Annotated in this window: 9 protein-coding genes; 5 read left to right on the forward strand and 4 right to left on the reverse strand. The window is 67.4% G+C overall.

What is annotated here, in order from left to right; all coding sequences use genetic code 11:
• Nucleotides 1-41: 41 nt before the first annotated feature.
• Together G6N09_RS14480 and G6N09_RS20120 are read left to right on the forward strand one after the other, a co-directional pair.
• On the forward strand, nucleotides 42-1,070 hold the full coding sequence (locus G6N09_RS14480; protein WP_234807104.1) for an oxidoreductase: 1,029 nt from the start codon (nucleotides 42-44) through the stop codon (nucleotides 1,068-1,070).
• A 24-nt stretch (nucleotides 1,071-1,094) separates the two neighbouring features.
• The gene (locus G6N09_RS20120) at nucleotides 1,095-1,448 is read left to right on the forward strand and encodes an Rv1322 family protein (protein ID WP_083027618.1); all 354 of its coding nucleotides are present in this window, start codon (nucleotides 1,095-1,097) and stop codon (nucleotides 1,446-1,448) included.
• A gap of 31 nt (nucleotides 1,449-1,479) precedes the next feature.
• Here the strand turns inward: G6N09_RS20120 and mce are convergent, their stop codons facing one another.
• Nucleotides 1,480-1,971 (reverse strand): methylmalonyl-CoA epimerase, encoded by a 492-nt coding sequence (gene mce / locus G6N09_RS14485; RefSeq protein ID WP_083027617.1) that lies wholly within the window; start codon nucleotides 1,969-1,971, stop codon nucleotides 1,480-1,482.
• Between the two features lie 82 nt (nucleotides 1,972-2,053).
• On the opposite strand from mce, the gene G6N09_RS14490 reads away from it, so the two are divergent.
• Together G6N09_RS14490 and G6N09_RS14495 are read left to right on the forward strand one after the other, a co-directional pair.
• A complete protein-coding gene (locus tag G6N09_RS14490) occupies nucleotides 2,054-3,235 on the forward strand; it encodes an acetyl-CoA C-acetyltransferase (RefSeq protein WP_083027616.1) in 1,182 nt (393 codons plus the stop codon).
• Nucleotides 3,236-3,379: 144 nt separating this feature from the next.
• The gene (locus G6N09_RS14495) at nucleotides 3,380-4,288 is read left to right on the forward strand and encodes a tetratricopeptide repeat protein (RefSeq protein WP_083027615.1); all 909 of its coding nucleotides are present in this window, start codon (nucleotides 3,380-3,382) and stop codon (nucleotides 4,286-4,288) included.
• A 16-nt stretch (nucleotides 4,289-4,304) separates the two neighbouring features.
• Here the strand turns inward: G6N09_RS14495 and glgB are convergent, their stop codons facing one another.
• The gene (gene glgB, locus G6N09_RS14500) at nucleotides 4,305-6,521 is read right to left on the reverse strand and encodes a 1,4-alpha-glucan branching protein GlgB (protein WP_083027614.1); all 2,217 of its coding nucleotides are present in this window, start codon (nucleotides 6,519-6,521) and stop codon (nucleotides 4,305-4,307) included.
• On the reverse strand, nucleotides 6,518-8,557 hold the full coding sequence (locus tag G6N09_RS14505; RefSeq protein WP_207563601.1) for an alpha-1,4-glucan--maltose-1-phosphate maltosyltransferase: 2,040 nt from the start codon (nucleotides 8,555-8,557) through the stop codon (nucleotides 6,518-6,520). Before G6N09_RS14505 ends, glgB begins: the two co-directional genes overlap by 4 nt.
• A gap of 148 nt (nucleotides 8,558-8,705) precedes the next feature.
• Here G6N09_RS14505 and glgP point away from each other — a divergent pair, with 148 nt between their 5' ends.
• Nucleotides 8,706-11,288 (forward strand): alpha-glucan family phosphorylase, encoded by a 2,583-nt coding sequence (gene glgP / locus G6N09_RS14510; protein ID WP_083027612.1) that lies wholly within the window; start codon nucleotides 8,706-8,708, stop codon nucleotides 11,286-11,288.
• A gap of 114 nt (nucleotides 11,289-11,402) precedes the next feature.
• Here the strand turns inward: glgP and G6N09_RS14515 are convergent, their stop codons facing one another.
• Nucleotides 11,403-12,773 (reverse strand): neutral zinc metallopeptidase, encoded by a 1,371-nt coding sequence (locus G6N09_RS14515; protein ID WP_272937509.1) that lies wholly within the window; start codon nucleotides 12,771-12,773, stop codon nucleotides 11,403-11,405.
• Between the last annotated feature and the right edge of the window lie 163 nt (nucleotides 12,774-12,936).

Raw genomic sequence — 12,936 nt, forward strand, 5'->3', positions numbered from 1 at the left:
CCCTGACCGTGCGCTCGCTGACCGTGCCCAATCGGTTCGCCATGGCGCCGATGACCCGTCAGTCATCGCCGAACGGCGTTCCCGGCGATGACGTGGCGCAGTACTACCGACGGCGTGCGGCAGGCGGTGTCGGGTTGATCATCACCGAGGGCATCCGGTTGCCCGACCCGGCCGCGGGATTTCCGGCCAGCGTGCCGACGATCGCCGGTGATGAGGTGCTCACCGGGTGGACGCGCGTGGTCGACGGCGTCCATGCCGAGGGAGCCACGATCGCCGCGCAGCTGTGGCATCAGGGGGTTGAGCGCCGCGACGACGACGGGGTCCAACCCGTCGGCCCGTCGGGCGTGGACGGCCACGGTGAGCCGCGTGGGCGCGCGCTGCATGCCGACGAACTGGCGGAGATCGCCCAGCAGTACGCCGACAGTGCCGCCACCGCCCGTGATATCGGTTTCGATGCCGTCGAGATCCATGGAGCCCACGGCTACCTGTTGGACGAGTTCTTGTGGGAGCGCACCAATTTGCGTACCGACGGTTACGGCGGATCGTTGGCGGCCCGCACCCGATTTCCTGCCGAAGTGGTTGCCGCGGTCCGTGCAGCGGTCGGCCCGGACTACCCGATCATCTTCCGCTTCTCGCAATGGAAAGGCGTGGACTATGCGGCATCCATCGCCGACGACCCATCGCAGCTCCAGGAACTGCTGACTCCGTTGGTCGAGGCAGGGGTGGATGCGCTGCATCCGTCCACGCGCAGACACTACGTTCCCGGATTCCCCGACCATGACCGTGATTTGAGCCTCGCCGGGTGGACCAAGAAAGTCACCGGAAAGCCGGTCATCGCAGTGGGATCGGTGGGACTGGAGACGCAGTTCCGTAGTGAGAAGCGGGGTCAGGTGATTGCGCCCGCTCCCATCGACCGCGTTGTGGAGCAGTTCGAGGCCGGCGAATTCGATGTCATCGCGATCGGGCGTGCGCTGCTGGCCGACCCGAACTGGGTGAATCGCCTCCGCGACGGCTCCCTGGACGGGTTCTCCGGCTACGACGCGGCGGCCGCACTGTCCAAACTGGCCTGATGCCGACTCACTAGGCTGGTCGGCATGGCTCGTCGTCGCAGTTCCCCGCGCCGGCAACAGCCGTCAGGGCCGTTGCCGCTGCACCAACGCGTGGAGGCCGGCCCTGACGGCTACGACTACATCGTCGTGCCGATAGCGGGCTCGCGGGCCCGCAAGGTCTATCGATGCCCGGGTTGCGATCACGAGATCCGTTGCGGAATAGCCCATGTGGTGGTGTGGCTGGCTGGCTTCGGCGGTTCAGCCAGGTTTGACGCAGGAGAGGCGAAGCCGGGACCGCGGCATGGGCACGGTGACGATGCCGGTGATGACCGGCGGCACTGGCACACGCCGTGTTGGGCTAACCGGAATAACCGGAGTCCCACACGGAAATGGTCCTAAGTAGCCCCGACCACGAAGTGGTCCTAGTGGCTCAGTGCGCTTCGGCGTTCGCGGCCGGTTCGACCAACTCGACCAGCACGCCGCCGGCGTCCTTGGGGTGAATGAAGTTGATCCGCGAGTTCGACGTACCCCGCCGCGGCGCTTCGTAGAGCAGCCGGACGCCCTGCTCACGCAGGCGCTCGGAGAGCGTGTCGATGTCGCTGGTGCGGTAGGCGAGCTGCTGCAGGCCGGGACCGCGCTTGTCCAGGAACTTGGCGATCGTCGACGACTCGTTGATCGGAGCCATCAGCTGAATCTGGGCGCTGCCGACCGGGGCGCCGCGTACCGCCAGCATCGCTTCCACGATGCCCTGCTCCTCGTTGACCTCTTCGTGCAGCACGATCATTCCGAGCTGGTCGTGGTACCACTTTTTGGCCACTTCCAGGTCTGGGACCGCGATACCGACATGATCGACGGCCGTGACCAAGGCGGAAGCCAGGGCGGGGCGTGTCTCAAGGGAGTCAGCGACGGATTCGGTCGTCATAGGACTAACGGTAACCTGAGCGCAAACATCGCGTTGCGCCGACCGGAAAGATCGGCCCCTCATACCCGCCCTGGAGGTAGTCATGACGACATCGGTGATCGTTGCTGGGGCTCGGACCCCGATCGGTCGATTGATGGGTTCGCTGAAGGATTTCTCCGGCAGTGACCTGGGGGCTGTGGCGATCGCCGGGGCGCTGGAGAAGGCTCAGGTACCGGCGTCGCTGGTGCAGTACGTGATCATGGGCCAGGTGCTGACCGCGGGCGCGGGCCAGATGCCGGCTCGCCAGGCGGCGGTGGGCGCCGGCATCGGCTGGGACGTGCCGACACTGACCATCAACAAGATGTGCCTGTCTGGCATCAACGCCATCGCGATGGCCGATCAGCTGATTCGCGCCGGTGAATTCGACGTGGTGGTGGCCGGTGGCCAGGAGTCCATGACTCAGGCGCCGCACCTCCTGATCAAGAGCCGTGAGGGCTACAAATACGGCGACGTCACGGTGCGCGACCACCTCGCCTACGACGGCCTGCACGACGTGTTCACCGACCAGCCGATGGGCGCACTCACCGAGCAGCGCAACGACGAGGACAAGTTCACCCGGGCCGAGCAGGACGAGTTCGCGGCCGAATCGCACCGTAGGGCGGCCGCGGCGTGGAAGGACGGCGTGTTCGCCGGCGAAGTGGTGCCGGTGAAGATCCCGCAGCGCAAGGGGGATCCGCTGGAGTTCGCCGAGGACGAGGGCATCCGGGCCAACACCACCGCGGAGTCGCTGGGCGGCCTCAAGCCGGCTTTCCGTAAGGACGGCACCATCACCGCCGGCTCGTCGTCGCAGATCTCCGACGGCGCCGCGGCAGTGGTGGTGATGAGCAAGGCCAAGGCGCAGGAGCTGGGTCTGGACTGGTTGTGCGAGATCGGGGCCCACGGCGTGGTGGCCGGACCGGATTCGACTCTGCAGTCGCAGCCGGCCAACGCCATCAAGAAGGCGATCGAGCGCGAGGGGATCTCGGTCGACCAACTCGACGTGGTGGAGATCAACGAGGCGTTCGCCGCGGTGTCGCTGGCCTCGACCAGAGAGTTGGGCCTGAACCCCGAGCTGGTCAACGTGCACGGCGGTGCGATCGCCGTCGGGCACCCGATCGGGATGTCTGGGGCGCGGATCACCCTGCATGCGGCACTTGAGCTCAAGCGGCGCGGTTCGGGCTACGCGGTGGCCGCGCTGTGCGGTGCCGGGGGCCAGGGCGACGCGCTGATCCTGCGCGCGGGCTAACAGCCGCCCTACGGTTGCGTAGGTTGCTGGCGATGCGGGCCGGCCTGCCGCGATCACAAGATGTGATCTTGGTCATAGTTGCGGGTGCGGGGCGGGAAACGGCCGTCGGCGTCGCCGCGGGCGCGGCGTGACAGACTTGACGGCGTGACGCGTCCTCGACCCCCGATCGGCCCGGCGTTGGCCGGCGCAGTGGATTTGTCCGGCCTCAAGCAGCCGGCGCAGTCCGGCGGTGCCGCCGGTAGTGCCGCGGCCCCGCCCGGCGCCACCGAGATCACCGAGGCCAACTTCGAAGACGAGGTATTGGTCCGGTCCAACCAGGTGCCGGTGGTGGTCCTGCTGTGGTCGCCACGCAGCGAGGCCTGTATCTCGCTGGCCGACGCCCTGGCCGCGCTGGCCCAGGCCGACAACGCCGATGGCGCGGCCAGGTGGTCGCTGGCCACCGTGAACGTCGATGTCGCCCCGCGGGTGGCCCAGGTATTCGGTGTGGACGCCGTACCGACCGTGGTGGCGCTTGCCGCCGGGCAGCCCCTCACCAGCTTCCAAGGTGTGCAGCCGCCCGATCAGCTCCGCCGCTGGGTGGACTCGCTGATAGCGGCCACCGCAGGCAAATTGGCCGGTGGGGACGCTGAGCAGCCGGAGCCGGTGGACCCGGTTCTGGCGCAGGCCCGTGAGCACCTCGACGCCGGTGATTTTCCGGCGGCGCGCGCGGCTTATCAGGCGTTGCTGGAGACTGACCCCAACCACGTCGAAGCCAAGGGTGCGCTGCGCCAGCTCACCTTCCTGGAACGGGCCACCGGCCGGGACCCCGACGCACCGGCGCGGGCTGATGCGAACCCGGATGACGCCGAAGCCGCATTCGCCGCCGCTGACGTACAGATCCTCAACCAGGACGTCACGGCCGCCTTTGACAGGCTGATTGCCCTGGTGCGCCGGACCGCCGGCGACGAGCGTGCCGCCGTGCGGACCCGGCTGGTTGAGCTGTTTGAGCTGTTCGACCCCGCGGACCCGGAGGTGGTTGCGGGTCGGCGCAACCTGGCCAACGCGCTCTACTGATCGCTGAGGGGCCGCGCTACTCGGGCGCCAGCCATACCGCGGACAGGGCCGGCAGGACCAGCACCGCCGAGGCCGGGCGACCGTGCCAGGGTGCGTCTGTTGCCTCGACACCACCGAGGTTGCCTTGGCCCGATCCGCGATAGCCGGCAGCATCGGTGTTGAGCACCTCACGCCAGCGGCCCGCCTGAGGCAGTCCCAGGTGATAGTCGGCGTGGGTCAGGCCGGCGAAGTTGAACACGCATGCCAGTACCGAACCGTCGGCGCCGTAGCGCAGAAAACTCAGCACGTTGCTGGCAGAGTCGTTGGCATCGATCCAGGAGTAGCCGCGTGGGTCGGCGTCCTGACTCCACAGAGCCGGCAGAGCCCGATAGTGGGCATTGAGGTCGGAGACCAGGCGCAGGATCCCGGGTGAATAACCTTCGGGCTCGCGCCCGGGGTCGAGCTGGAACCAGTCGACGCCGCGCTCGTTGCACCACTCGGCCCGCTGGCCGAACTCCTGGCCCATGAACAGCAACTGCTTGCCGGGATGCGCCCATTGGTAGGCCAGCAGTGTCCGCAGGCCGGCTGCCTTGTGGTGGTCGTCTCCGGGCATCCGGGTCCACAGTGTGCCTTTGCCGTGTACGACCTCGTCGTGGCTGATCGGCAGCACGAAATGCTCGCTGAACGCGTACAACATGGAGAAGGTCATGTTGTGGTGGTGGTAGCTGCGGTGCACCGGATCATGACCGAGGTAGGCCAGGGTGTCGTGCATCCAGCCCATGTTCCATTTCATCGAAAAGCCCAGTCCGCCAAGACCGGTGTCGCGGGTGACTCCCGGCCACGAGGTGGACTCCTCGGCGATGGTGACGCTGCCCGGCGCCACCCGATGGGTGGTCGCATTCAGTTCCTGCAGGAACTGCACCGCCTCCAGATTCTCGCGCCCACCGTGAATATTCGGTGTCCACCCGCCGTGGGGCCGCGAATAGTCCAGGTAGAGCATCGATGCCACGGCATCCACCCGCAGCCCGTCCACATGGAACTCGGTGAGCCAATACAGCGCATTGGCGACCAGGAAGTTACGGACCTCTGGGCGGCCGAAGTCGAAAACATAGGTGCCCCAGTCGAGTTGCTCGCCACGTCTCGGGTCGGAGTGCTCATACAGCGGTGTTCCGTCGAATCGGCCGAGAGCCCACTCGTCCTTGGGGAAGTGTGCCGGAACCCAGTCCACGATGACGCCGATGCCGGCGGCGTGCAGCGCATCCACGAGCGCGCGGAAGTCATCAGGACTGCCGAAGCGGGCTGTCGGGGCGTAGTAGGAGGTCACCTGGTATCCCCACGAGCCGCCGAACGGATGCTCTGCGACCGGCAACAGCTCGACATGGGTGAAGCCCTGCTGCACAACGTATTCGGTCAGATCAATCGCGAGCTGGCGGTAGCTCAGCCCTGGCCGCCATGAGCCCAGGTGCACCTCGTAGGTGCTCATCGGCTCGTTGGCCGGAGCACGTCGGGCGCGTTGCGCCATCCAGGCGGAGTCGTTCCAGGTGTAGTCGCTGGCCGTCACCACCGATGCGGTGCGCGGCGGCACCTCGGTGGCGTAGGCGAACGGGTCGGCGCGCTCACTGACGGCACCGTCGGCGCCGTGCACCCGAAACTTGTAGAGGCCGGCGGTGGGGAAGTCGGGCCAGAACAGCTCCCAGACGCCGGACGAACCCAACGACCGCAGCGGGGCGTCGTCCCCGGCCCAGCCATTGAAATCTCCGATCAGGCTGACTCCGGTGGCGTTGGGCGCCCACACCGCGAAAGACACGCCGGACACCACGCCGTCGGGCGTTGTGAACGTGCGGTGGTGCGCCCCCATCACCTCCCAAAGCCGTTCGTGGCGCCCTTCGGCGAACAGATACAGGTCCAGTTCGCCCAGAGTCGGTGCAAACCGATAGCCGTCGGCGACGGTGTGCACACCGGTGGGCTCGGCGAAGTCGGCCGTTTCCGGGTAGTGCACCTCGAGGCGGTAATCGATGAGATCGGTGAACGGCAGACTGGCTGAGAACAGGCCGGAACCCAGTTCGCGCAGGACAAAACGCTCGTCGCCGACGAGCGCCACCACGCGGCGGGCGCGCGGGCGCCATGTCCGGATGACGGTGGTCGCCCCGTATTCGTGGGCGCCCAGGATGGAGTGCGGATCGTGGTGTTCACCGGCGAGTAACCGGGCCAGCTCCGGGGGAGCTGGCGCCAGGTGTCTGGTCAGCGTGTTCATGATCGACGCAGCATTTCGGAGCGGGCGGCGGCACTGATCGGCGGCATGGTGACGATGTGGGCGACCGCGTGCGCCGGGTCCAGGCGCACGTAGTTGTCCTGACCCCAGTTGTAGTCTTCGCCGCTGACCTGATCACGCACCCAGAATCGTTGGTAGTCCGGCATGCCCAGCGCCCACATGTCCAGGCGCAGCATCGCCTGCTCGGCGCCGAACGGGTTCAGCGTCACGACCACCAAAACGGTGTCACCGGAGGCCGGGTCGAACTTGCTGTAGGCCAACAGTGCGTCATTGTCGACATGATGGAAATGCACGGTGCGCAGCTGGTCGAAGGCCGGATGCAGGCGGCGGATCTCGTTGAGCCGTGCAATGAACGGCTCCAGCGATCGGCCTTCGGCGAGCGCACCGACAAAGTCACGGGGACGCAGTTCGTACTTCTCCGAGTCGAGGTACTCCTCACTGCCCTCATGTAGGGCGCGGTCCTCGAACAACTCGAACCCCGAGTAGACGCCCCAGGTGGGGCCCAGTGTCGCGGCCAGCACTGCGCGGATGGCGAACATCCCGGGGCCGCCGTACTGCAGGCTGGCGTGCAGGATGTCGGGGGTGTTGACGAACAGATTCGGGCGGCGGTAGTCGGCTAGCTCGGCGATCTGGCATCCGAACTCGGTGATCTCCGATTTCGTGGTCCGCCAAGTGAAGTACGAATAAGACTGGGTGAATCCCAGCTTGGCCAGGCCGTATTGGCGGGCCGGGGGAGTGAACGCCTCGGAGAGAAACAACACGTCGGCGTCGATGTTCTTCACGGCGGCGATCAGCCAGAGCCAGAAGTCCGGCGGTTTGGTGTGTGGGTTGTCGACCCGAAAGATCTTGACTCCGTGATCGATCCAGAATCGGACCACCCGCAACACTTCCCCATACAGGCCTGCCGGGTCGTTGTCGAAGTTCAGCGGGTAGATGTCCTGGTACTTCTTCGGCGGGTTCTCCGCGTAGGCGATGGTGCCGTCAGGCAGTTCGGTGAACCATTCCCGATGCTGCGACGCCCAGGGATGGTCGGGTGCGCACTGCAGTGCCAGGTCCAGCGCAACCTCCAGGTCGAGGCGGCGCGCTGCGGCGACGAAGCCGTCGAAGTCGCCGATGTCGCCCAGTTCCGGATGTATTGCGTCGTGTCCACCCTCGGCGCTCCCGATGGCCCACGGCGACCCGACATCGCCGGGCTCGGCGGTCGCGGAGTTGTTGCGGCCCTTGCGATGAATCCTGCCGATCGGATGCACCGGTGGCAGGTACACCACGTCGAAACCCATCTGCGCGATCCGGGGCAAAGCTTTGGCCGCGGTGGCGAAGGTACCGTGCACCGGACGGCCGTCGGGGTCCCAGCCGCCGGTCGAGCGCGGAAACATCTCGTACCAGGCACCGCTGCGCGCCAGCGGCCGATCGACCCAGACCTGGTGTTCGACGCCGGAGGTGACCAGCTCCCGCAAGGGGTAGCGGGCCAGCAGCTCCTCGAGCTCTGCCGAGAGCGCCTGCGCAGCCCGCGAGACCGCATCTCCCGAAGCCCGCAGTGCCGCCGCCGCCGCCCGCACGGGTTTGCGCTGTGCCGAGGGCACCCCGGCCGCGGCGCGGTCGAACAACCCGGCGCCGATCAACAAGTCATTGGACAGCTCTGTCGAACCTTGGCCCGCATCCAGCTTCGCGGTCACTGCGTGCCGCCAGCTCTGCAGGGGGTCACCCCAACCTTCGACCCGAAAGGTCCACAACCCGACGGTGTCGGGGGTAAAGGCGCCATGAAAGACATAGGCGTCGAATCCGGTCTGCATGGGCAGATGCAACGCCGAACCGGCTGAGGGCACCGCCGGAGGATCGCCGGGCAGCGGGTAGCGGCGCCCGACGTAGCGCACCACCAGCGTGGCGGCAACCGCCTCGTGGCCTTCGCGCCACACCGTGGCCTTGACCGGGACGATCTCACCGACCACGGCCTTGGCCGGGTAACGGCCGCAGGAGATGACCGGTTCGACATCGTCGACCTCGACTCGGCCAGCCACCGCGCTCCGTTCGTCGTCATTCGCCTTCGGACTACTCCGCCCACGGTAGCCGTCGACCAGGGGCCCGGCATCACGCAACATGTTCGCAACCCAATTGTCAGATCTAGGCGACAGTTCCAGATCCGCGTCGCCGGTAGTGTGGTCAAGCGTGAAGGCCCTCCGCCGGTTCACCGTTCGCGCCCACCTCCCCGAGAGGCTGCTTGCGCTTGAGCAGCTGTCGATGAACTTGCGCTGGTCCTGGGAGCAGCCCACCCAAGAGCTGTTCGCCGCGATCGACCCCGAGCTGTGGCACAGCTGCGGCCGCGATCCGGTGGCACTGTTGGGCGCGGTCAGCCCCGATCGGCTCGAAGCGCTGGCCGCCGATGAGGCGTTCACCGCCCGGCTCGATGCGTTAGACGCTGACCTGACCGAGTACCTGACGGAGCCGCGGTGGTACCAGGCCCAGCAGGACGCCGGTGCCGCACTCCCGGCCGCGATCGCCTACTTCTCCATGGAATTCGGCGTCGCCGAAGCGCTGCCCAACTACTCGGGTGGGTTGGGGATCCTGGCCGGGGATCATCTGAAGTCCGCATCGGACCTGGGTGTCCCGTTGATCGCGGTCGGGCTGCACTACCGATCCGGCTATTTCCGCCAGGCACTGACCGGCGACGGTTGGCAGCGGGAGACCTATCCGGCGCTTGACCCGCAGGGTCTGCCGTTGCGGCTGTTGGTCGAGACTGACGGCAAGCCGGTCCTGATCGAGGTGGCGTTGCCCGGAGCCGGCCAGCTACGGGCCCGCATCTGGGTCGCGCAGGTCGGCCGAGTTCCGTTGTTGCTGCTGGATTCCGACATCGGCGAGAACCCGCACCAACTGCGGGGCATCACCGATCGGCTCTACGGTGGCGACCAGGAACACCGGATCCGTCAGGAGATCCTGGCCGGAATCGGCGGGGTGCGGGCCATCCGCGAGTTCACCCGATTGCAGGGCGTACCGGCACCCGAGGTGTTTCACATGAACGAGGGCCACGCGGGGTTCCTCGGCGTCGAACGCATCCGTGAGCTGATCGCCGAACAGGGCCTGGACTTCGACACCGCGCTGACGGTGGTGCGTTCGGCGACGGTGTTCACCACCCACACTCCGGTCCCGGCCGGGATCGACCGGTTCCCGGCGGACATGGTGCGCCGCTACTTCGACGACGGCGATGACGCGCTGGCCGCCGGGGTGCCCCTGGAACGCATTATGGAACTGGGGGTCGAACAGGACCCCGGCACGTTCAACATGGCGCACATGGGTCTGCGACTTGCGCAGCGTGCCAATGGTGTCTCGCGGCTGCACGGCCGGGTCAGCCGAGGCATGTTCGACGATCTGTGGCCGGGATTCGACGCCGACGAGGTACCGATCGGGTCGATCACCAACGGTGTTCACGCGCCCAGCTGGGCGGCGCCGCCATGGCTGCAGTTGATCCGCGGTGTGGCCCCGCCCGACTCGTTCAGCGAACCGGCCACGTGGCAACGGCTGGAGCAGGTGGACTCGGTGACGCTGTGGTCCATTCGGTCGCAGCTGCGCTCGCTGCTCGTCGACGAGGTCCGGCTGCGACTGCTGCAGTCCGGCCTGGAGCGGGGCTCTTCGGAAGCCGAGCTGGGCTGGATCGCTACCGCGTTCGACCCCGATGTGTTGACGATCGGCTTCGCCCGCCGCGTACCGACATACAAGCGGCTGACGCTGATGTTGCGCGACCCCGAGCGGCTCGAGCAGCTGCTGCTCGATGAGCGGCGGCCCGTGCAGTTGATCGTGGCCGGTAAGTCTCATCCGGCCGACGATGACGGTAAGGCGCTGATCCAGCAGGTGGTGCGGTTCGCCGACCGCCCCGAGGTGCGGCACCGCATCGCTTTCCTGCCCGACTACGACATGTCGATGGCGCGGCGCCTCTACGCCGGATGCGATGTCTGGCTGAACAATCCGCTACGCCCGCTGGAGGCCTGCGGAACCTCGGGAATGAAGAGCGCACTTAACGGCGGGCTGAACCTGTCGATTCGCGACGGCTGGTGGGACGAGTGGTTCGACGGGGAGAACGGCTGGGCGATTCCGACCGCAGATGGGGTCGCCGACGACAATCGCCGCGACGACCTGGAAGCCGCGGCGCTCTATGACCTGCTGGCGGCCTCGGTGGTCCCGAAGTTCTACGAGCGTGACGAGCAGGGTGTGCCACCGCGCTGGATCGAGATGGTGCACCACACCTTGCAGACGCTGGGCCCCAAGGTGCTGGCCTCGCGGATGGTGCACGACTATGTGCAGCAGTGCTATGCCCCGGCCGCCCAGTCGTCGCGGCGCACCTGTGAGCCCGTCGACGGCGTTCCTTACGGCGCGGCACGGCAGCTCGCCGACTACCGGCGCCGAGCCGAAGCGGCCTGGCCACACATCCAGATCACCGATGTCGACAGCACGGGTCTGCCCGACGCGCCGTGGCTGGGGTCGGAGCTGACGCTGACCGCCGCGGTGCGCCTGGCTGGGCTGCGGCCCGACGAAGTGGTGGTGCAGGCGGTGCTGGGCCGGGTGGATTCCGGCGACACCCTGCTGGATCCGGTGACGGTGGCCATGACGCATGCCCACACCGATTCCGACGGCACCGAGGTCTTCTCCACGACCAGCCGGCTACCTGTTGCCGGTGCGGTGGGCTACACCGTTCGGGTGCTGCCCAGCCACCCGTTGCTGTCCGGTGACGCCGAACTGGGGCTGGTCACGCTGGCCTGAACCCGCGCGCCGCGTGAGGTTTCCTGCGGTGAGATTGCGTTCAGGGTCGCCGCTTGGCGAAACCTACGACCTTCAGTGCACTCTGAAAGGCTCGCGGGCCGGCGGAAGACCGGATCACGGGAAGCGGGCCAGGCAGCGGTCGAGATCGCCGAGCACGCCGGTGCGGTAGGCGTCGATGCGGGAAAAGCCCGCCGGTACCGATTCGCCGTTGACGTCGCCGGCGGCCAGCCCATTGGTCAGCAGCCCAGCGACCGCTTCGTCGAGGTCGCCCGCGGTCAGTGCGATCCTGCCACCGTTGGAGGTGGTGACGCCCTGGGACAGTCGGGTGGTGGCCACGCCGGTCAGGCAGGCGGTGCGCAGCGCCGCGGCGGCGTTGTCCAGCACCAGTCCGCCGTGTTCGATCTGAACCCGCTGCAGGTACCGCGAGACCAAAGCCGAATAGGCGGTGTTATCCCCGGACAGTGTCGCCAGCTTCTGATCTTTGCTGGGCGTGCCCATGGTCTGCAGGGCCGGCAGGTCCACCGCGATGGTGTTGGTGGCCGGGCAGTAGGAAGCCGGCGGGCTGGGGCGGGCGTCGGGGCACGTGGCAGCGGTCGCGGCGTCGAAGGTCAGCTGCGGCGGCTCGGTAGGCGCATACGCGGTGTTCATCGCGTCGATGACAAGCTGCACCGACTCCTCGCTGACCGCTACCTCACCCGTCTCGTTCTGCTGCAACTGCACGGGCAACTCGCCGCGTCGCTGCTCGATCTCCTGGGCATCGATGGCCGCACACGAGTCGGCGCCGTCGGTGAAGCCGAACTGGAAGGCCGAGATCCGCTCGAAGGCCGAGCCGTGCTCGTTGCCGCCGATGGTCTCGTCGGGACCCAGCAGCGGATCACGCAGGGCCAGCATCGCGGCCAGCACGCCGTTGAGCCCGTCGCCGGTGCTCAGCGTGAAGCGCGGGGAGTCACCTTGTGCCACCCAGCGCAGGTAGACACCGGCCAGGCAGTCGGCCTGTTGTTCGGCTACCAGGGTGGGCGTCTGGCGTCGTTTGGTGATGCCGGCCGTCCGGGCGATCGCATGGCCGTACTCGTGGGCGAGCACCATGGTGACGGCCATGTCGCCGTTGGCGCTGCGCAGCGCGGGCAGCAGCAGCCGGCGGTCCCAACCGATGGTGTTGTCCAGGTAGCAGTAGGCGGCGTTAACCAGCAGGAAAGTGCGGTTGTCGCAGAACTTTCCGCGGAGCTGCCCGGGATCCCACGACAGCAGTGACTTCGCCGGTCTGAATTCGCCGTCGAAGGTGTTGGGGTAGGTGGTGGTCCAGAACGCCTCAAGGTCGCTGACCGACTGTGCGGCGAGTTGATCGATGCGTCCGCCATCGGTGCCCTCGACCTCGCGCGTCGGCGGTGGGGCGTCCGGGCGCAGTCCGGTCGGGCCGTCGACGGCCTGCAGACCACCCACCCGGAAGGGGTCGGCGAAGACCGACACCGGCGAGCCGTCCAACATCCGGGCGCAACCGCTGAGCAACAGCACCAGGATGCAGGCGGTGACGAGAACTCGGTGGTTCAGCGAGCCTCGACGAAGGAGAGTCGAAGCTGGGGCCGCCGCATGGGCACGGTGGTTCAGCGAGCCTCGACGAAGGAGAGCCGAAGCTGGGGCCGCCGTATAA

This window comes from Mycolicibacter minnesotensis (assembly GCF_010731755.1).
Taxonomy (GTDB): Bacteria; Actinomycetota; Actinomycetes; order Mycobacteriales; family Mycobacteriaceae; genus Mycobacterium; species Mycobacterium minnesotense.

Bases quoted from the DNA above. Each gene is read 5' to 3' on its own strand.
- G6N09_RS14490 (WP_083027616.1), top strand. From the start codon at position 2,054: ATGACGACATCGGTGATCGTTGCTGGGGCTCGGACCCCGATCGGTCGA.
- glgB (WP_083027614.1), bottom strand. From the start codon at position 6,521: ATGAACACGCTGACCAGACACCTGGCGCCAGCTCCCCCGGAGCTGGCC.
- G6N09_RS14480 (WP_234807104.1), top strand. From the start codon at position 42: ATGGCGCCGATGACCCGTCAGTCATCGCCGAACGGCGTTCCCGGCGAT.
- mce (WP_083027617.1), bottom strand. From the start codon at position 1,971: ATGACGACCGAATCCGTCGCTGACTCCCTTGAGACACGCCCCGCCCTG.
- G6N09_RS20120 (WP_083027618.1), top strand. From the start codon at position 1,095: ATGGCTCGTCGTCGCAGTTCCCCGCGCCGGCAACAGCCGTCAGGGCCG.
- G6N09_RS14515 (WP_272937509.1), bottom strand. From the start codon at position 12,773: ATGTTGGACGGCTCGCCGGTGTCGGTCTTCGCCGACCCCTTCCGGGTG.